Below are 18,941 nucleotides of genomic sequence, written 5' to 3'. Positions count from 1 at the left end.
GTGCCACCCGAGAACACCTACGGGGCACTGCCCGCCCTCTACCTCGATGGTCGCCGAGTACCCCTTGATGTTGCCGAGTGTGTCCGCACGGTGGTGGTGAACAGCGATCTGGCCGCGCCGGACTCCTGTCGGCTCGTTCTCGACGACCCGGGGCGGGAGATGCTCACCCGGGCCGGTTTCGAATTCCGGGCGGCCCTGCGGGTGGCTGCGGTCCGCCCTGGTGACACCGCGGAGCAGACCCTGTTCGAGGGCATGATCTACAGCCTCGGCTTCGGTTATGACGAGCGGGGCGCCACCGCCACCGCGGTCGGCTATGACAGTTCGTACGCACTGTTCAACGGTGTGCACACGGCAACCTATGCCAATGTCACCGATTCCGATCTGGTCCGACGGATAGCCACCGAGGTGGGGATCGCGACCGGGACGATTCAGGCGACGTCCGTCGTACACGATCATGTAGGGCAGGTGAACGAGACTCACTGGGAGTTTCTCGGCCGGCGTGCCCGCGAGATCGACCGCCAGCTGGTCATCCGGGCGGGAAAGCTGGATTTCGTCCGGCCGACCGACGCGGCCGACGGGCCGGCGCCGGGCGATTACGACAGCCAGGACAGGCTCGCCCTGACGCCGGGTGGCAACCTGGAGGTGTTCTCCGCTCGGGTCACAGCAGCCCAGCAGGTCGCCGAGGTGGAGGTTCGCGGCTGGGACGACCGTAACAAGCGGGAACTGGTGGCCACGGCACCGGCGCGCACCCGCGCGGCGCAGGTCGGCGACGCGCCGGCGGACCTCGCCGCGGATGGTTCCGGTGGTACGGCGGCCCGGCACATCACCGTGTCGCTGCCCCTGGCGACACAGGCGGAATGCGACGCGGCGGCGCAGGCCGCGGCGGAACGGATCGCGAGCACCAGCCTGGGGGCCGAGGGAGTCGCGCACGGCGACCCTCGGCTGCTGGCCGGGGTGGCGGTGAGTGTCGGCCAGACCGGCGGTCGCCTCGACGGCAGGTTCACCCTTTCCCATGCCGAGCACGTGTTCGGGAGATCGGGTTACCGGACCCGGTTCACCGCGAGCGGATCACACGACCGTTCGCTGCTGGGGCTCACCTCGGCGCCGCGGCCACGCGGTCCGGGCGTCGCCGGTGCCGTGCCCGCCGTCGTCACGAACATCACCGATCCTGAGCACCGGGGCCGGGTGCGGGTGAAGTTGCCGTGGCTGTCCGGGGATTATGAATCCGGCTGGGCGCGGGTGGCGATGCCCGGCGCCGGTCCCGATCGTGGGTTGCTGGTGCTCCCGGAGGTCGACGACGAGGTTCTCGTCATCTTCGAGCAGGGTGACCCACGCCGTCCGTTCGTCATCGGTGGCCTGTACAACGGGGTGGACGCGCCGCCCTTCGACGGCGGCGTCGACGGCGCGGCCGGCCAGGTGGTCCGCCGGGGGCTACGCAGCCGCAAGGGCCACGAGATCGTCGTGAGCGACGCCGACGGCGCCGAGCGGATCGAGATCGCGACCAGCGGCGGCCGGGTCCGGATTCTGCTCGACCACGACGGGGGTGGCCTGACGGTGGAGACCGAGGCGGATGTGACGGTCCGAGCCAAGGGAAAGCTGAGCGTGTCCGCCGACGGCGATCTGGACATCTCCGCGCGCGGCAAGGGCTCGATCTCCGCGGATGCGGGTCTGACGCTGCGTAGCAGCGCAGATGTGACCGTGCAGGGTGCTGTGATCAAACTTAACTGACCGGAACCGTTCGAATGGGAACCATTCGGGTGGGAACTGCTCGCAGATTGATCGGATGGAAGGGAGACCGCAGGTGGGAGCCGCGGCTGTCGTCGCCGGTGACCAGGTCATCGGTTTCTGTGCGATTCACCAGGTGCCGAGCCCGTCCGGTGCTCCGATGCCCTCGCCTGCGCCGCTGCCGTTCGCCGCGCCGCTGACCGAGGGTCTCGCGACCCGTGTTCTCGTCGGCGGGCAGCCGGTCGCGGTGGCGGGCTCCGCCGGGACCAACACCCCACCGCACGTCGGTCTGCATGCCAGCGATCCGTTCATGGTGCCGACGGCGCAGCGCGGTCAGGTGATCGTGGGCAGCGGGACGGTACTGGCCCAGGGGCAGCCGATGGCCTACACGGGCTGTTCGGTGACCCAGTGTGGCCAACTGCCGGCGAACGTCATCGGGTCGGGCATTCGCGTGCTGGTCGGGCCGTGAGCGGCATGAGCATGAGCGGGAGCGGTATCGGACGGGCGGGTGTGGCGCCCACCGACTTCCTCGGCGTCGGATGGAGCTGGCCGGTACGCGTCGATGTCACCGGCGGCTTCGCGATGACCACCGGCGTCACCGAGATCGAGCAGGCGATGTACCTGATCCTGGGAACGACGCCGGGGGAGCGGCCGATGCGGCCCGAGTTCGGCTGCCGGCTCGCCGACTACACCTTCGCCCCGGCGGACGCGACCACCGCCGGGTTGCTCGCCTATGAGGTCCTCACCGCGCTGCGTCGCTGGGAGCCGCGGGTGGACGTCCAGGATGTCGATGTCACGCCCGACCAGGCTTCCTCGACGCTGTGGATCGACATCAGCTACCGCCTGCGGGGTCGCTACGACCGGCGCAATCTGGTCGTCCCGTTCTATGTGATCCCCGACCAGGAGTGAGTCCACGGTGAGTCTGCCTGCCCCGAACCTCGACGACCGTACGTTCCAGCAGCTCGTCGACGACGCCAAACGGTTCATCCGGGACCGCTGCCCGGACTGGACGAACCACAACGTCAGCGATCCCGGTGTGACTCTGATCGAGACATTCGCCTGGATGACCGACCTGCTGCTCTACCGGCTCAACCGGGTACCGGACCGGAACTACGTGAAGTTTCTCGAACTGCTGGGCGTCGGGCTGTTCCCACCGGTCGCGGCGCGCGCCGAGGTGTCGTTCCGCCTTGCCGCACAGCAGGAGTCGTCCGTGGGCATAGCACGCGGGACGGTGGTCTCCACCCGGCGTACCGCGGCCGAGCCGGCGGTCGACTTCACCACGGTCGACGATCTGGCGATCGTGCCGGCGAGGTCGGTCGTGGTCGCGTCCATGGTGGAACCCGACTCCTTACGTGATCATACGTCCATGCTCGGTCGTGGCGACGGTTTTGCGTGCTTCGACCCGCGTCCCAAACCGGGTGACGCCCTCTACCTCGGATTCGACCGGACGGCTCCGGCCACCATCGTGCTGCTGCGTTTCACCTGTGAGGTCGCCGGCCACGGAATCGATCCGCGGCGACCACCGCTGGCCTGGGAGGCGTGGGACGGCGATGCGTGGTGCCCGTGCGACGTCGAGCAGGACACCACCAACGGTCTGAACACAACCGGGGTCGTGGAGCTGCACCTGCCGCGCACCCACGCCATCCGCAGCGTCGGCGGTCGATCATCGGCATGGGTGCGCTGCCGCGTGATCGAGCTGTCAGATGACGACCTGCGCAGGGGGGTGAAGCCCTACCGTGAGTCACCCCGCATCGTGTCGGTCAGCGGCGCAACGGTCGGCGGCGACGTCGACGCCATCCAGGGCGCGCATGTCGCCGGCCAGGTGCTGGGTCGCTCGGAGGGGGTCGCCGGCCAGTCGTTCCGGCTTCCACATGCGCCGGTGCTCACCACGTCCGAACCGGTCGTGATCGAGGTCAGTGCCGGTGACCCCCGTCGGGACGACACGACCAGAACGACCAGCCCGACCAGCCCGACCGGTTGGCAGACGTGGCAGCGGGTGGCGTCGTTCGCCGACAGCGGTCCGACCGATCAGCACTTCACCCTGGATGCGACCAGTGGGGAGGTCCGCTTCGGACCCATGGTGCGCCTTGCCGACGCCACCGTGCGCCAGTACGGGGCCGTGCCCCCCAAGGATGCGGTGATCCGCGTCCGGCCGTTCCGGACAGGTGGCGGTCGCCAGGGCAACGTCACCGCGCGGGCGCTGGTGATGCTGCGGTCGTCGATTCCCTATGTCTCCGCCGTCTACAACCGCCGACCCGCCACCGGCGGCGTCGACGGCGAGAGCGTGGACGAGGCACGTACCCGCGGCCCGCTGGTCCTGCGCTCCCGCGACCGCGCTGTGACGGCAGCGGACTTCGAGGTACTCGCCCGGGAGGCGGCACCCGAGATCGCCCGGGTCCGGTGCGTCGTGGAGACCAGCGGCCGGGACGGCGGCGCCGTGCGGGTGCTGCTCGTCCCGCAGGCACCGTCGGACGCTGACGGGCGGCTCGTACTCACACAGCTCGTGGTACCCGAGCGGACGGGCGCGGCGATCAGGAGCTATCTGGACGACCGCCGCGTCGTCGGCGCCCGGGTCAGCGTGGAGCCGCCGACCTACGTGGGGACCTCCGTCGTCGCCCGGGTGGCCCCGGCGCACCTGGTGACACCCGATGCCGCCGAACGGGCCGCGCTGCGTGCGCTGTACCGGTATCTGCATCCGATCATCGGTGGTCCCGCCGGCACCGGCTGGCCGTTCGGCCGTTCGGTGCACGTCGGTGACATTTTCGGGGTCCTGCGAGCAGTGCCCGAGCTGAGGTTTGTGGACGAGGTGGTGCTGTTCCAGCGCAACCCGCTGAGCGGCGCACGCCTCGACTCGGTCGAGCGGATCGATCTGCCGCCGACCAGTCTGGTCTTCAGCTTTGACCATCAGGTCGACATGATGATGCGGGACTGAGGGCCGGCGATGCGCGGAGCCATCGAGGGGCTGGGAACTCCCTTTCCGCTGCGCGGCGGGCTTCCCGAGGTGCTGTTGAAGCCCGATGTCCTGCTGGAACCCGGCGTCATCGACGGCATGCTGGCCGCCTTCGACGACGTGCTCGCGCCCATCCTGGCGACCTTGGACAACTTCGACGCCTATCTCGACCCGGCGTTGACGCCCGCGGACTTTCTGCCGTGGCTCGCCGGCTGGCTGGCCGTCGGCATCGACGGCGGGTGGTCGCCCGAATGGTCACGAACGGTCGTCGCCGCCGCGGCCGAGGCACGACGGTGGCGTGGCACTCTGCGCGGGATCGTCGCCGCGGTGCGGGCGGCCACCGGGGTGGAGGCCGAGGTGTTCGACAACGGTGGGGTCAGCTTTTCCCCACGGCCGCACGGCGCGCTGCCCGGCAGCCCGGAGCCACTCCTGGTGGTGCGGGTACCGCCGGGCACCGACCTGGCCGCCGTCGGCGCGGCGGTTGTGTCCGCGAAGCCGGCGCACGTGCCGCACCGGGTGGAGCATCTACGTTCCTGATCACGTGTGGTGAGCTGGTGGGACGACGCCTGGTTGGGCGAGGCATGGTTGGACGATGCCGAGATCGGTGAGGACCGCCGCATAGCGCGTCTGCGCACTGGTTGCGGCGGCGTGGTGCCCATCCCCGCGTAGCGCGTCTATGAGCAGATGCCACAGCCCGTCCCGGTGAAGGTCGATCGCCAGGCCGCGTTCGGCCAGGCGCACGGCGTCAGCATGACGTCGGTCACCAGAGGCGATCTCCGCGGCGCGTTCGCAGGCACCGGCGACCGCATCCCGCAGTAGGGTGCGCTCCTCGACGATCAGATCGGGCAGGTCGTACTCGGGTAGCACATCGCCGGTGTAGAGGTCGACGGCGTCGATCAGGTGCTGGTATTCGGTTGTGGGATCGGGACCGCCATCCCGGCCCCGCCGGACCGATGCCGCCCGCCGCAGTCGCAGCCTGACCCGGTGGATGTCGAGGTCGCCGTCGTCGTGAAGGACCAGACGGTAGCTGCTGGCGACCCGGCGCAGCAGGCCGCGCTGGCCCCGAGGCGTGTCAGGTTCCAGTAACCGCCTGATCGCGCTGATCGCCACTTGAAGGCTGTGGCCGGCCTGTGCCGGTCCGGCGTCGGGCCAGATCGCATCCATCAGCCGGTCGCGCGGCAGGAGACGGTTGGCGTTCACCGCGAGTAGACCGAGCAACTCCAGGTTGCGTGGCTGAACCGCGCTGAGGTCCACCGGCCGACCGTCGAGCTCGAGCGCGAGACCGCCCAGACAGCGCACGACAAGGCGCGGCACCGGTGGGTGCGCTGTCACAGCCTGCGGTGTCGCGGCAGCGGGGGCATCGGTGTGGGGAGGATCGGCATCGGGCGCATCGGGGTCGGCCAGCAGGAGCCGCAGCCACGCTCCTGCCCCGGCATTCGTGGCGAGTGTGATCGCGACCGCGTGCGGATCGGCCGACCCGATCAGGGCGAGCGCGTGGGGCAGCGGGCCGACCGCCGTGGCCGCGCGCACAACCGCCCGGACCCGGGAGCCGTCGACGGGTTGGCCGCAGGACCGGAGCGCCACCAGGAGACCGGCATTCGCCCAGGCGACCAGTGCCGGGGCATCCAGGTCGGCGCATTCGCGTTCGGCTGTGACCAGCAGCGTGTGTGCAGCCTGTCGGGCGTTGGGCTCCGCGAGTCCGGTGAGGCCCGCGAGCAGGGTCAGCAGCGCCGCGCCCCACCGGTCGTTGCTGCGGCGGCAGCTTTCACGCAGATGCTCCACATGCGGGGTCGCGTCGACGGACATCGCAGCCACCCCGGCGCACAGGCGGAACAGCTGCGGTGAGTCCACCGCCTCCGCGGCCCACACCGCGTCGTTCGCGGTCATGCGTGCGTCGGCTTCGTTGCCGAACACCGCACAGATCGCCCGGCCCAGCAGAGCAGCCGCCTCGATCATCAACGAGGTGTCGCCCGCGTGGACGAGGTGCTCGAAGCGATGCCTCGCGATGGCGATGTCCCCGGCGACGAGGGCTGCGACAGCCCGGGCGAGGCGCAGCTGGGGGGTGTCTGCCGAACCGTGCATGTGAGCGGCCGGATCGTTGAACGCGGCGCGCATGATGTGCAACCATGATGCCGCGCGGCGAGGAGCGGGATTGAGCCATTCGTGCAGGGCGCTTGTTTCGCGCCCGACCTGCACCGGTGGCTGGACGCCGAACCTCCGGCCCGCTTCGCGGTAGGTGTCCAGCGCGGCGTCCAGGGATCCTTCGGCGACCAGACGACGGGCGAGCGCGAGTAGTACCCAGGGGTCGGAGTCGCGGATCGAGGGGGGCAGCAGGTCGGCCCATCCGGTGGGTTCGTCGACGAGGGAACGGCCCTGCTGACCGACCAGACGGTGCACTTGGTCCCAGTCTGCGCTGCGGCAGAAGGCACGCACCGCATCACCGAGCGCGCCGTCGGCTTCGCACAGCTGCGCCGCCTTGCGGTGGACAGCGCGCGCCGCGGCTTCACCATGGTCGATCACGAGCCGCTCCAGGAGATGGACCCGCAGTACCTCGTGGTAACGGTAGGTGCGGCCGTCCCCTTCGACGAAGGTGAACAGCCCGCGCCGCTCCAGGTCGGCGAGGCGGTTGGCGCTGTCGGTCCGTTCGAGTAGGACGTCGCAGCGCTGTCCGGTGAGCCGGTCGAAGGCGCTGGTCTGCACGAGGAAGGCGCGGTCGTCAGCGCTGACCGCGTTGAGCACGTGCGTCGTCAGGTATTCCCTGGTCAGTCGGGTCCCGCCGAGCCCGGCCAACAGCTTCGCCCGTTCCGAGGTAGGCCTTCCCTGCGTCGCGAGATGAAACAGCTGGAGCCCGGCGGCCCAACCCCCGGTGCTGCGGGCCAGCGCCGCGACCTCCTCAGGCCGTAACCGGACGCCGTGGCAGTCGTGGAACAGTTCCTCGACCTCCCAGGTGCGAAACCGCAGCTCATCCGCATCGACCTCGCGTACCTGGCCGGCGAGGCGGAGCCTGTCCATGCTCAGTGCCGGGCGCACCCGGGACGCGATGAGCAGAACCAGATTCCTCGGGAGGTAGTCGAGGAGTAATTGAAGACAGTTTTCGACGGTATTCCCGTTGATGGTATGCAGGTCGTCGAGAACAAGCAGGAGGGGGTCGTTGAGCCAGGCATCCAGCTCAGCCAGGGCCCGCTCCATCGTGGCCCATTCGCTGAAGTCGGCCCGTACGGCGTCGCCGACGGCCGTGCGTAGATGAGCCAGGAAGGGCGTGACCTCGCCGAGCCGGGTGTCCAGCGTCAACCAGGCGAGCGGGCCGTCATGTCTCTGCGCGACATCCGTGAGAAGTGTCGTCTTGCCCGCGCCGGCCGGCGCGACGACCAGCGCCAACCGGTAGCCCGCGGTGTCGCCCAGCATGTCGGTGAGACGTGGTCGGCGGATACCGCGCAACGGTGGTCGGCGTACCCGCGCGGGTACGACCGAGTGGAAGTCTGCGTCCCCCATTACTCCGCATTCCGCTTGACGCGACGTTGGCAGATCACCTGTTGACAGATCACCTGTTGACAGATCATTTCTTGAAAGATCGCCCGTTGAGGGATCACGTTGGATCGCCCGCATCATCATACGTTCATGCTGGTGCGGCGGCGGTAGGCAACGCGGGAACACGTTCCGCCGTGACGCATGATTGACGTGGATAACCGACTGTTGGATTGTTCTGGTATAACACCAGGCGTCGGATCGGCCGGAGCGTCCCGAACGGGAAGTGAGCGATGAAGGAGTGCCCGCGCTGCCACCACGCCAACGGCGATGACGTGGACTCCTGCGGTGGCTGCGGCCGGTTCCTGTGGTCCAGGCCGGAGCGGCGCGCCGGCGACAGGCGCAACGCCTCCCCGGAGACGGCGGTCCCCGCTCCCGAGGCGTTCCCGACCCCCGAACGCGACAATGACGTGCAGCCGCAGCCGCAGCCGCAGCCGCAGCCGCAGCCGCAGGTCCCGGACCCGTCGCCGGCCGTGATACCACCGGCCGTGGCACCTCCGGGCTTGACGCCCCCGGGCTCGGGGATAAGGGCCCGGATTCGGCCCGACAACCGTCCCGATCGACTCCGCGCGGTCCCGTTGGCGCCCGCCACAGATGACCGGACGCCGGGAGCGGGCGGCATGGACGGCCGGGACGGCGGCCCTGGCCGGGACGGCGGTGTTCGCCGCGAAGCGTTGCGCCCGGTGCGTCCTGATGAACTGCCGGTGTTACCCGGGCCGGGAGAATCGGCTGGCGGCCAGTTCACCGGAACGCCCGCCATGGCGACGTCGAGTCGTGGGTCGGCACCTGGCCGAGACAGTCTGATCTGTGCATGCGGCGTCCGAAATCCGCCGGATCGGCGGTTCTGCCGGTGCGGGCTGACCCTGCCGGCTGCTCGGCCCGCCGCGCAGCCGGACTCGGACGACGCTGACAAGCGTGTTGCCAGCTGGCGCCTGCTGGCGTCCGGGTTCGGTGAGCGCCGTGATTTCGAACGTCGGATCCGCACCGCGAACGGCGCCGGGCGGGTCCTGTACAGCCGCGGCCTGGGCGCCCGGGTGCTGTGCGTGCGCCTGGCTGTCGCCGCAGTCACCGCCGGCCTTGTGCTGGGGTTCGTCTGGCCGTGGGGCACCAGCTCGCGCGGCTGGGTCGGCGACCAGGTCGGGCGGGTGGTCCGCTCCGTCCAGCACACTGAGGCCGGGGCGTCACAGCCCTCTCGAAGCGGGTAGTGACGACGCGGGGTCAGTGCGCAACGGGGTCAGAGCGCAACAGGCGGGGCCGGTGGGGTGCGGGGAGTCAGGCGGTTGAGCGCGGGCGGTGGCGCACCGATGTGGATGACGCCGAGGCGTCGGGTGGCGCGGGTCAGGGCTACGTAGAGGTCACTGTGCCCACGCGGTGACTCGGCCACGATCATGTGCGGGTCCGCGACGAGCACGACGTCGAATTCCAGCCCCTTTGCCTGCCGCACGGTCAGTACCACGACCGGGTTCTCCAGGTCCGTATTCGTCCCGACCGCATCGGTGGCGACAGCCGCGGCCGGCACGGCGATCCGCACAGCCGGGCCCAGCTCGTCGAGGCGGGCCACCGGGACGATCACGGCTAGCCGGCCGCCGCCGAGTTCGCCCGCCTCCTGCGCGACGATCTGTGCCAGCCCGTCTGCGAGCCCGTCGGCGCTGACCTGCAGCCGCCATGGCGCGATGCCCGATTCCCGGACCGAGCGGGGTGGTTCGAGCGACGGGTCGATGTCCGCCAGCACCTCGGCAGCGACGGTCATGATCTCAACTGGTGTTCGATAGTTGACTGTCAGTTGCTCCAGGCGCCACCAGCCGGCGACGTACGGCGTGAGCATGTGCTCCCAGGATGACGTCCCGGCCAGCTCCCCGGTCTGGGCGACGTCGCCGACGACGGTCATCGACCGGCTGGGGCAGCGTCGCATCAGCATCCGCCATGCCATCTCGGACAGTTCCTGGGCCTCGTCGACGATGACGTGCCCGAACGTCCAGGTCCGGTCCGCAGCCGCCCGCTCGGCGGCCAGGCGCCCGTCGACCTCCGCGTGCCGCGCCGCCAACTGGGCGGCGTCGAGCAGGTCGTAGGCGGTCAGCATGTCGGGATCGGCGTCGTCTTCGAGGTCACGGGACAGGATGTCAAGGACACCCTGGGCGTAGGCGCGTTCCGCCCGCCGCTGCTGTTCGGCGAGCGCCCGTGCGACCCGGTCGTCTTCGCCCAGCAGTTCGGCCGCTTCGTCGAGAAGCGGAATGTCCGCGACCGACCAACCGTCCGACCAACCGTCGTTACGATCGGCACCGGGGTCAGTGCCGGCGTCGCGCGCCAGCAGGTCACGGTCGGCGTCGGTCAGCCCCGGGGCCGCGCGAGCGAGCCGGCCTGGCATCGAGAACAGGTCGCGCAGCAGCCGCTGCGGCGTCAGCGTCGGCCACAGTTCCTCGACGACGGCTGCGACATCAAGGTTGCCGCGTAGCTCCTTACGGATGTCGTCGACCTCGGCCTCGTCGAACAGATTGGTGCCGTCATGGACGTCGAGTCCGAGCAGGTCGGCGAGTTGCCGGGCGAAGGCGTCGACGACCAGCCGGGCGAAGATCGGGCGGGCGGCGTTGTGCAGCAGACCGCTGCGGCGGGCCCGCTCGCGCGCCCGCAGGCACGTCTGGCGGTCCAGCCGCAGCGGGTGATGGTCGACGACGATCTCGATGACGTCGTCGGGCACCCGCTGACGATCCCGCACGGCCGCGGCCAGTATCTCGGCCATCATCAGCCGCCCCTTGACCTCGGCGGTCTCGGGCGCCTCCGTTCGGCTGGCGCTGATGCCGGGGTAGAGGTCGCCGATGGTCGACAGCAGGACCCCGGTCTCTCCGAGCGAGGGCAGCACCTGCCCGATGTACCGGATGAAGGTCGGGTTCGGGCCGACGATCAACACGACCTGCTTGGACAGCCGTTCCCGGTAGGTGTACAGCAGATACGCGGCGCGGTGCAGGGCCACCGCGGACTTGCCGGTTCCCGGTCCACCCTGAACGACCAGGACACCCTGATGATCGGAACGGATGATCCGGTCCTGTTCGCCCTGGATGGTCTCGACGATGTCGCGCATACGGCCGGTCCGTTCGGCGTCGAGCGCGGCCAGTAGCGTGGCCTCGCCGGTCAGCCCCTGGTGCACGGTGTCACCGGTCGACCCCGCGGCACCCATCGCCTCCGCGTCACGGACCTCGTTGAGATCGAACAGGTCGTCGGTGAGGCCGACCACCGTGCGCTGGCGGGTTCGGATGTGCCGACGCCGACGCACCCCCTGCGGCGAGACGGCCGTGGCGAGGTAGAACGGTCGTGCGACCGGTGCGCGCCAGTCAATCAGCAACGGTGTGTAGTCGGTGGTCTCGTCCAGAATGCCCATCCGGCCGATATAGCGGCATTCGGCGTCATGGAGGTCGAGCCGGCCGAAACACAGCCCGTTTGCCGCGGCGTCGACCTGGGCGATCCGCCGGGCGTACATGAGGCTCGCCGCGTCCCGTTCGCCGCGCGCCTGATGATTGCCGCCGGCCTCCCGCCACGCCCGAGCGAGCTGGTTCGAGGTTTCTTCCCGGATGTCGTCCAGTCGTCCGTACAGCATCGAAATGTAATCCTGCTCGTGCCGCATGTCATCGTTGGACAATCAAAACCCCTTGCCGGTATACCGCCGTCACATCATTGAGATGGCATCGAGTATATCCCACTCGCATGAAGGTACCCGTGTGTGATCAGTTTGATATCATTGCCAGGCGCGGATCAGATCGTCCGGCCCCCAATGAGCCGCGAGGGGGACGTTGTCGGCGATGCCGCGGCGGGAGACCGCTATCAGCGGCGTCCCGGGTTCGGCGCCGGGGACGGCAAGCATGTCACGTACGAGGCTGTCGTAGTCACGCCGTCCGAAGGGCTGGTTTTCCAGCCATTTGATGGAACCCAGAAAGTGGACCTTCCCGGCGACGGGTTCGCGGTCGGCGCCGACGATATCGATCTCGGGGTTGTTCTGACGGTTCCACCAGCCGCCGATCGCCTCGGTATCGGGCCAGTCCTCGTCCGGCAACAGGCGAAGAAGGGCTTCCCGGACGACCGGTTCGACAGCGCGGCCGCGCCAGGTGGTCCACGAGCGTTCGATGCGTCCCAGGACGATGTCACCGCGGCCCCGCTCCACCAGTGGAATGCCACGGGCCAGAAAAGCCAACCAGAACCGAAGGTAGGAGTCCGCGACCCGGTAACGCTTGTTCTTCGTGTCAGGCCGGGTGGAAAGCGGGCTGTCAGCCGCGACAACCTGTTTGTCCACCAGCGTGGTCAGGATGGGGGAAAGCGTGCCCGACGCCAGGGGGTTCGCTCCACCGGCCGCCGTGGCGATCGCGGTGAAACCACGTTCTCCGCTGCCGACAGCCGCCAGCACGGCGCGGGACTGGGAGGCTTCTGGAAACTCGCCGAGCATGGTGAGCTCACCAGCCATGAGCAGCGGGGACAGCGGGTTGGTGAGCGCCTCCCGGAGGTAGTCTTCGCGGCTCATCCCGACCCGCCACGCCGCGACGACCTCCGGAAAGCCGCCGGTGATCAACAGGGCATCCACTGCCGCGTCGGCCGACAATCCGGTGATGGACCCGACGTCGGCCAGATGCAGTGGCCGGACGGTCATTTTCGGTGCCCGGCCGAAGAACGGACGGCCATAGTGCCCCAGCGCCTCCATGACGGACATGTCACTTCCCACGAGGACGAGCAGCACGGGCTTTGCGGACAGCTGCCGGTCCCACACCGTCTGCAGCGCACCCTCGAACTCACGGTCCTGCTCGACCAGCCACGGCACCTCGTCGATCACCGCGATGCTGGGCGTGGTATCGGGAACGGCGATCGCGAGGGCGCGCAGGGCGTGGTTCCAGTCCGCCGTGCCCATGCCCGCGGCGAGTTCCGCTCCGGGCAGGGTGGACTGGGCCAGCGTCTCACTGAAATCGGCCCGTTCCGCGGCCGGATTGCGACCTCGGGTCGCCTGGAAGATCACGTACGGCGCGCCCGAACGGTCGCAGAACTCCTGCGCCAGTCGGGACTTCCCCACCCGACGTCGTCCAGTCATGATCAGTGCGCGTCCGCGGGTGCCGTCCTGGCCGGTGCTCACCTGCCGTAGCTGCCCACGCAGGAGGTCGATGTCGGACATCCTGCCGCTGAAGTTCACCGCTGTCCGCCCCGCCAAACATAGATCGCATCTTACGTTGATCGCGTCTTACCTGGATCGCGTCTTACCTGGACCGGAGTTTACGTCGACCAGGATGACGGCGGCGTTCGGAGACAGCCTCGGGTTCTCCATAGGATGACGGTGCCACCCACGCCCCGGAGAGTTCTGATGACCCGATTGAGCCAGTCCGTTGACCGCGTCACCGCCCTGCTGACCGGTGCGGACCTCGCGGCCGACGTCACCGTGCGCGAGCTGCTGGAACTGACCACGCAGCGCCGCGGTCTGGACCTGTCGGATCTCGCCCCGGCCGAGCAGGCCGCGCTGGTCGCGGAGCGTTCCCAGGAGCTGCAGCCCTCGGTCGCCGCCCTGGCCGAGCGCATCGTCGAAGCCGGGAAGAAGGACCGGCCGTTCATCGCCAAGTTCGGCATCGACCCGACCGGCCGCGACGTCCACCTGGGGCACGCGGTACCGATGCTCATCCTGAGCCGGTTCCAGCGCATGGGCCATCAGGTGGTCTTCATCGTCGGCGACGTGACCGCCAAGATCGGTGATCCGTCCGGCCGCTCGGATGAGCGCCCCGAGCTGACCGACGAGGACATCGCCGGCAACCTCGTCACCTACCGTGACCAGGTCAGCCCCTTCTTCGACTTCGAACGCGCCCAGTTCCGCCGCAACGGCGACTGGCTGCGTGCGGTCACGCTGCCCGAACTGATCAGAATCACCGCCCAGATCCCGGTCTCGATGCCGCTACAGCGCGAGGACTTCCGCAAGCGGCTGGAGGCCGGCCATGGGTTGTCACTGGCCGAGCTGCTGTACTCCGTGGTCATGGCGCTGGACTCGGTGGAGATTAACAGCGACCTGGAGGTCGGCGGCATCGACCAGTTCCTCAACATGCAGATGTGCCGGCACGTCATGCACATCTGCGGGCAGGTACCGGAGGTGGTGGTCGCCACCTCGCTGATCGAGGGCACCGATGGCACCGGGGCGAAGATGTCCAAGTCAAAGGGCAACTACGTGCCCCTGACCGCTCCCGCTGGTGAGATCTTCGGTAAGATCATGTCGGTGGCCGACCGGCTGGTGGAGCCGTACTTCCAGGCACTGAGCGAGTGGCGCAACGCCGAACTGGCCATCGCCGGCGCACGGCTGGCGGCCGGATCCCTGCATCCGATGGACCTGAAGAAGATTCTCGCCGGGGAGGTCACCGCGGCCGTCCACGGCGTCGACGCGGCCATGAAGGCACGCGAGGAGTTCGTCGCCCGCTTCTCCAGGCGTGCCTTCGGCGAGGTCGAGGACCTACCCGTCATCATGGATCTGGGTCAGTCGGTCACCGATGCGGTCAGGGCGCTCGGTTTCGCCAAGAGCAACGGTGACGTCCGTCGGGTCGCCGAGCAGAACGGCCTGCGGCTCGTGGTCGAATCCGACGGCGTCCAGGACCAGATCCCGCTCACCGCCGATGAGGCCCGCGAGCTCCTCGCGGCAGTGGTCACCGACAAGCTCCACGGTCAGACCGGGGAGTACTACCTCAAGGTCGGCCGCAAGCTCGCCCGGATCGTCACCACGTCCTGACCGGCAGCACGACGTCCTGACTCAACCTGCTGTGCGGTCGCGCGTCTGGGTCAATGTGGCCGGCCCCGGGTAGCTGGCCGCACGGCCGTCGATGTTCTTGATCTGTTCACGGAACGGGTTGGCTCGGTAGACGCCGAGAATGCGGTATTCGGCGAAGTAACCGAGCTCGGTGAACGCGCGTCCCACGTGCGGCTCGTCGGGATGGCCTTCGATGTCGGCGAGAAACTGTGTCGCGATGAACTGGCCACCGACCATGTAGCTCTCAAGTTTGGTCATGTTGACACCGTTTGTCGCGAACCCCCCGAGTGCCTTGTAGAGGGCGGCCGGCAGATTGGATACCTTGAAGACGAAAGTGGAGACGATCGGGCCGATCCCGGCCGCAGCCCGCAGTTCCTTCGATGACAAGATCATGAACCGAGTGGTGTTGTGTTCCTCGTCCTTCAGGTCGGCTTTGAGGATCTGCAGGCCGTAGGCTTCGGCCGCCAGCTCGGATGCGATCGCTCCTCTGGTCGGATCCCCCGCCTCCGCGATTTCCCGGGCGCAACCCGCAGTGTCGGCACCGGCTACGGCGAGTAGCCCGAGTTCGCGCAGAGCGACCCGGCACTGGGCCAGCGCCTGAGGATGGCTGTGCACGGTCCGAAGATCGGCCAGGGTGGCTCCTGGTAGTCCCAGCAGCTGATGGTGGACCGGCAGAAAATACTCGCCGATGATATACACCGACGAGTCGGGCAGCAGATAGTGGATGTCGGCGACGCGACCTGCCGTCGAGTTCTCGACCGGAATCATTCCGAGGTCTGCGCTGCCGTTCTCAATTGCCGCGAAGCACTCCTCAAAGGTCTGAAACGGCACCGGTTCGTAGTCCGGATACACGTTTTGGCACGCCAGGTGCGAATTGGCCCCCAACTCACCCTGAAAAGCGATCTTCTTGCGCCCTGTCATCGCTGAAGCGGTCCATCTCTCATGATGAATTGTCTGGCGGCCGCGGTCGGCCCGGCAGTGATGATACCCGAGCGGTCGCCGGGCGAGCGCGACGGCGGCGATCTTCGCCCCGCCAGCCGCTCCACTCGTCGTCACTCCACGGTCCCCGGATCGGGCCGCACATCTGTGGATGGATGTCCGGGCGCGGTACTCGAGCGATCGGTGGTGGCCTGTGACCACGCCGTGCAGGCGCCGCTAGACTCGCGGACCGTGTCGGCGGTAATGGGCAGGTTCGCGAGGGTGACTACGCGATGTGGGCGCGTGGGAGCCTCCAGATCATGATTATTAATGAAAGGTCGGTGGCGGCGGCGCTCCCCGGCTATGACCTGGGCGCCACAGTCGGTACGGGTGCGTCCGGGCTGGTGCTGGCCGGCCGACACCGTGCCCTGCACCGCGACGTGGCCATCAAGATTCTGGCCGCGGGGCGTGACAGTGCGGCTGCCCGTTTCGCCGGTGAGGCACAGTTGCTCGCCGCCATGGATCATCCGCATGTGGTCCGGGTCTACGACTACGTCGAAACCGACGATCTGCGTCTGATTGTCATGGAGCTGCTGGGCGGGGGGACCGTGACCCGCCGTCAGGCGGATATGCCACCGGAGGATGCCTGCGCGGTGGGTCTGGCGGTGGCCGCGGCACTGGCCTACGCGCACGGCCGGGGGGTGCTGCACCGCGACATCAAACCCGACAACATCCTGTTCGACACCGCCGGCCTGCTCAAGGTCACAGACTTTGGCATCGCGAAGATCATCGAGGGGTCGGCGGCCACCGCCAGCGCCATCGTGGGAACCCCGGTCTACATGGCCCCCGAACAGATCATGGGCGGCCGGCTGGGCCCGACTACCGACCTGTACGCACTCGGGGTTCTGCTCTACCAGTTGCTGGCCGGGGCGCCGCCGTTCGACCCGACGTTGCCGTTACCGGTGCTGGCGCAGAAGCACCTCGATGCCATCCCGCCACCGTTGGTGGGGGTTCCCGTGCCGGTGGCGGCCGTGGTGCGCCGGGCGCTGGCCAAGGACCCCGCAGCCCGCCAGCTCTCGGCGCACGCCTTCGCCCTCGACCTGGCCCATGCCGCGGCCGACGCATACGGCCCGGGCTGGACCGCCCGCTCCGGGATCGTGCTGCGGCTCGACGACGACATCCGTGCCGTCGCCGATCGTCCCTCTGTGCGCACCGAGGTGTCGCCCCCACCAGCGGGCCCCCCACCGACCAACCTCGGGGGCTTCTCACCCCGGAAGGCATGGGCGGGTCGCCGAGCGCTTGGTCCGCTCGTGGTGGTCGCCGTCGTGGTCGCCGCGTTGGTCGCCGTGGGGATCGCCCATGTCATCGGGGCGGATCCGGTGCCTCCTGATTGCCATTCGCGGGCCGACGGTTCGGTCTCGCTGTCCTGGGTCCATGGTGACGGTGGCCAGTGCGTCGGCTACAGCGACGGCAGCTACCTGTTCGACAGCGGGGGGACCTCGCCCCACGCGGTTGACCTGCGCATCGTGCAAGGAAAAATCCACGACCAGAATCAGTGCGCAAAGGAACTCCACGACCGTTCGCCGGGGGAGTTCCCGTACCAGCTTATGACGCTGGTCTATTTCGTCGGTCTCACGGGGGAGACCGACGGTGACTGGACAGCCGCGCAGGTCGCTGAACTCGAGGGCCTGCTGACCTGGCAACGGGCGTTGAACCAGGTGAAAGGCTCCGCGAAGGGCTGCGCGAGCACGTCGGAGAACCCCTCACGGGTGGCGCTGCGTGTCCTGATCGCCAACGGCGGCAACACGATGACCTACGCGGACCAGGTGGCCCGGGAGCATCTCGTACCGCTGGTCTCCCGGCCCGGGGAGAACGTGCTCGGCGTCATCGGCATGGACCGCAGCACCACGGCGACCGGCCAGGCCGTCGCGACGCTCGGGAAGGCCGGCGTGCCCGTGGTCGCCACGACCCTGTCCGGGGACGGTATGGCGGACCACTCGCCGCTGTACTTCCAGATGGTGCCGGACAACCGGCGGGAAGCCCTGCTGGTCACCAGCTACGCGGTGCGGAACGCAAAGACGCGGATCAGCGTCTACTACCCGGAAGCATCCAGTGATCGCACCGGTCAGGGGCTGCCGGCGGTGGACGACCTTTACGTTTCCACCCTGGTACGCGACATCCAGGATGAGGTCCGTCAGGAGGCTGGCGCGAACCCCCCGGTGAAGCTCACCAGTGATCTGCATGGCTGGTCACCCGGGGGGAACACGCCGGACTGGTTCCGCGCGCAGTGCGCGGCGCAGCATCCGGATGATCTGATCTTCTACGCTGGCCGCTACAACGATTTCCCCGCCTTCGCGGACAGCATGCTTCCATGCCTCCGCGGTACCTCCCTGGTTCTCGCCGATGACTCGGTGTCGCGGTATGTCGTCCAGGCTGCGGGCCATCCCAGCACGGCTGTGTTCCGGTTCGTCGTCAAGGGCGCTTCCGTGCTGCTTGCAGGCAAGCCCTGTTTTCAGGGAGAGGTGAAGGCCGGCGGACCGTTCGTCACCCCGTCCCTGCAGAAATTCTGCACCGATCTGGCCGACATGTACAAAGTAACCGGGATGACCCCACCCGACACGTTGTGGCCGGACGAGCGGATCGGTCTGGCCTACGACGCGGCAAAGCTCTTCGTCGACATCGTCACCAAGCGGCGCGATGCAACCATGGCGGAGATCGGCGGGCTGCTTCGGGGGCCTTTCCCGGGCGACGAGCAGTGCATAGATACGGCCAGCCCGACTGCCGGTGCGTGGCCGGGTGCGACCGGATGCGTCGACTTCGGCACATCCCAGGTCGCGGTGGCCAAACGGCTGGCGATCATCCGCATCGCCCTTGCCCCGACGGACCTGCCGACCCCTCCCGGCCTGACGGGCACACCGCTCCAGGACGTGGAAGCCAACGACGGGTACCCGTGCAAGTATGCCATCAGTGGTCGGATTCCGAGGACGACCGACTGTCTCGGCAACCCCCTCAAACCGCTGGACACGGTTCGCCCAGGGCAGCGCTGACAATTTTCAGATCGTCCGGCAAGCCGCGCTG

General features: G+C 68.6%; 12 protein-coding genes. 8 read left to right on the top strand and 4 right to left on the bottom strand.

All coding sequences use genetic code 11. The features are described from left to right. From U9978_RS13380 to U9978_RS13360, 5 genes are all read left to right on the top strand, one after another. Complete coding sequence (locus tag U9978_RS13380) at window positions 1-1,728, top strand: VgrG-related protein (protein ID WP_322761435.1); 1,728 nt, start codon at window positions 1-3, stop codon at window positions 1,726-1,728. A 73-nt stretch (window positions 1,729-1,801) separates the two neighbouring features. Beyond that, complete coding sequence (locus U9978_RS13375; RefSeq protein WP_322761434.1) at window positions 1,802-2,194, top strand: PAAR domain-containing protein; 393 nt, start codon at window positions 1,802-1,804, stop codon at window positions 2,192-2,194. 5 nt (window positions 2,195-2,199) lie between these two features. After that, complete coding sequence (locus U9978_RS13370) at window positions 2,200-2,634, top strand: GPW/gp25 family protein (protein ID WP_322761433.1); 435 nt, start codon at window positions 2,200-2,202, stop codon at window positions 2,632-2,634. 7 nt (window positions 2,635-2,641) lie between these two features. Continuing rightward, window positions 2,642-4,657 carry a putative baseplate assembly protein gene (locus tag U9978_RS13365; protein WP_322761432.1) on the top strand — a complete coding sequence of 672 codons (2,016 nt, stop codon included), beginning with the start codon at window positions 2,642-2,644 and terminating at the stop codon, window positions 4,655-4,657. Window positions 4,658-4,666: 9 nt separating this feature from the next. Continuing rightward, on the top strand, window positions 4,667-5,212 hold the full coding sequence (locus U9978_RS13360) for a phage tail protein (protein WP_322761431.1): 546 nt from the start codon (window positions 4,667-4,669) through the stop codon (window positions 5,210-5,212). Here the strand turns inward: U9978_RS13360 and U9978_RS13355 are convergent, their stop codons facing one another. Continuing rightward, the gene (locus U9978_RS13355; RefSeq protein WP_322761430.1) at window positions 5,213-8,167 is read right to left on the bottom strand and encodes a winged helix-turn-helix domain-containing protein; all 2,955 of its coding nucleotides are present in this window, start codon (window positions 8,165-8,167) and stop codon (window positions 5,213-5,215) included. A gap of 653 nt (window positions 8,168-8,820) precedes the next feature. Here U9978_RS13355 and U9978_RS13350 point away from each other — a divergent pair. Next, entirely contained in the window at window positions 8,821-9,405 is a 585-nt protein-coding gene (locus U9978_RS13350; protein ID WP_322761429.1) for a hypothetical protein, read from the top strand. A 29-nt stretch (window positions 9,406-9,434) separates the two neighbouring features. On the opposite strand, the gene U9978_RS13345 is transcribed toward U9978_RS13350, so the two are convergent. Further along, complete coding sequence (locus U9978_RS13345) at window positions 9,435-11,789, bottom strand: ATP-binding domain-containing protein (protein WP_416210957.1); 2,355 nt, start codon at window positions 11,787-11,789, stop codon at window positions 9,435-9,437. Between the two features lie 138 nt (window positions 11,790-11,927). After that, window positions 11,928-13,361 (bottom strand): ATP-binding protein, encoded by a 1,434-nt coding sequence (locus U9978_RS13340; protein ID WP_322761427.1) that lies wholly within the window; start codon window positions 13,359-13,361, stop codon window positions 11,928-11,930. 168 nt (window positions 13,362-13,529) lie between these two features. Here U9978_RS13340 and tyrS point away from each other — a divergent pair, with 168 nt between their 5' ends. Further along, complete coding sequence (gene tyrS / locus U9978_RS13335; protein ID WP_322761426.1) at window positions 13,530-14,927, top strand: tyrosine--tRNA ligase; 1,398 nt, start codon at window positions 13,530-13,532, stop codon at window positions 14,925-14,927. Window positions 14,928-14,948: 21 nt separating this feature from the next. On the opposite strand, the gene U9978_RS13330 is transcribed toward tyrS, so the two are convergent. Beyond that, entirely contained in the window at window positions 14,949-15,866 is a 918-nt protein-coding gene (locus U9978_RS13330; protein ID WP_322761425.1) for a prephenate dehydratase, read from the bottom strand. Between the two features lie 290 nt (window positions 15,867-16,156). On the opposite strand from U9978_RS13330, the gene U9978_RS13325 reads away from it, so the two are divergent. Then, a complete protein-coding gene (locus tag U9978_RS13325; RefSeq protein ID WP_322761424.1) occupies window positions 16,157-18,910 on the top strand; it encodes a serine/threonine-protein kinase in 2,754 nt (917 codons plus the stop codon). The last annotated feature ends 31 nt before the right edge of the window (window positions 18,911-18,941 follow it).

Source organism: Protofrankia sp. Cr2 (assembly GCF_963555885.1).
Classification (GTDB): domain Bacteria; phylum Actinomycetota; class Actinomycetes; order Frankiales; family Frankiaceae; genus Protofrankia.
Note: the sequence above shows the minus strand (reverse complement) of the source record. Positions and strands in the feature narration are given on the sequence as shown.

Excerpts from the sequence above, each read along its gene's own strand:
- U9978_RS13325 (WP_322761424.1), top strand. The coding sequence starts at position 16,157 with ATGTGGGCGCGTGGGAGCCTCCAGATCATGATTATTAATGAAAGGTCG.
- tyrS (WP_322761426.1), top strand. The coding sequence starts at position 13,530 with ATGACCCGATTGAGCCAGTCCGTTGACCGCGTCACCGCCCTGCTGACC.
- U9978_RS13355 (WP_322761430.1), bottom strand. The coding sequence starts at position 8,167 with ATGGGGGACGCAGACTTCCACTCGGTCGTACCCGCGCGGGTACGCCGA.
- U9978_RS13350 (WP_322761429.1), top strand. The coding sequence starts at position 8,821 with ATGGACGGCCGGGACGGCGGCCCTGGCCGGGACGGCGGTGTTCGCCGC.
- U9978_RS13345 (WP_416210957.1), bottom strand. The coding sequence starts at position 11,789 with ATGCTGTACGGACGACTGGACGACATCCGGGAAGAAACCTCGAACCAG.
- U9978_RS13330 (WP_322761425.1), bottom strand. The coding sequence starts at position 15,866 with ATGACAGGGCGCAAGAAGATCGCTTTTCAGGGTGAGTTGGGGGCCAAT.
- U9978_RS13360 (WP_322761431.1), top strand. The coding sequence starts at position 4,667 with ATGCGCGGAGCCATCGAGGGGCTGGGAACTCCCTTTCCGCTGCGCGGC.
- U9978_RS13370 (WP_322761433.1), top strand. The coding sequence starts at position 2,200 with ATGAGCATGAGCGGGAGCGGTATCGGACGGGCGGGTGTGGCGCCCACC.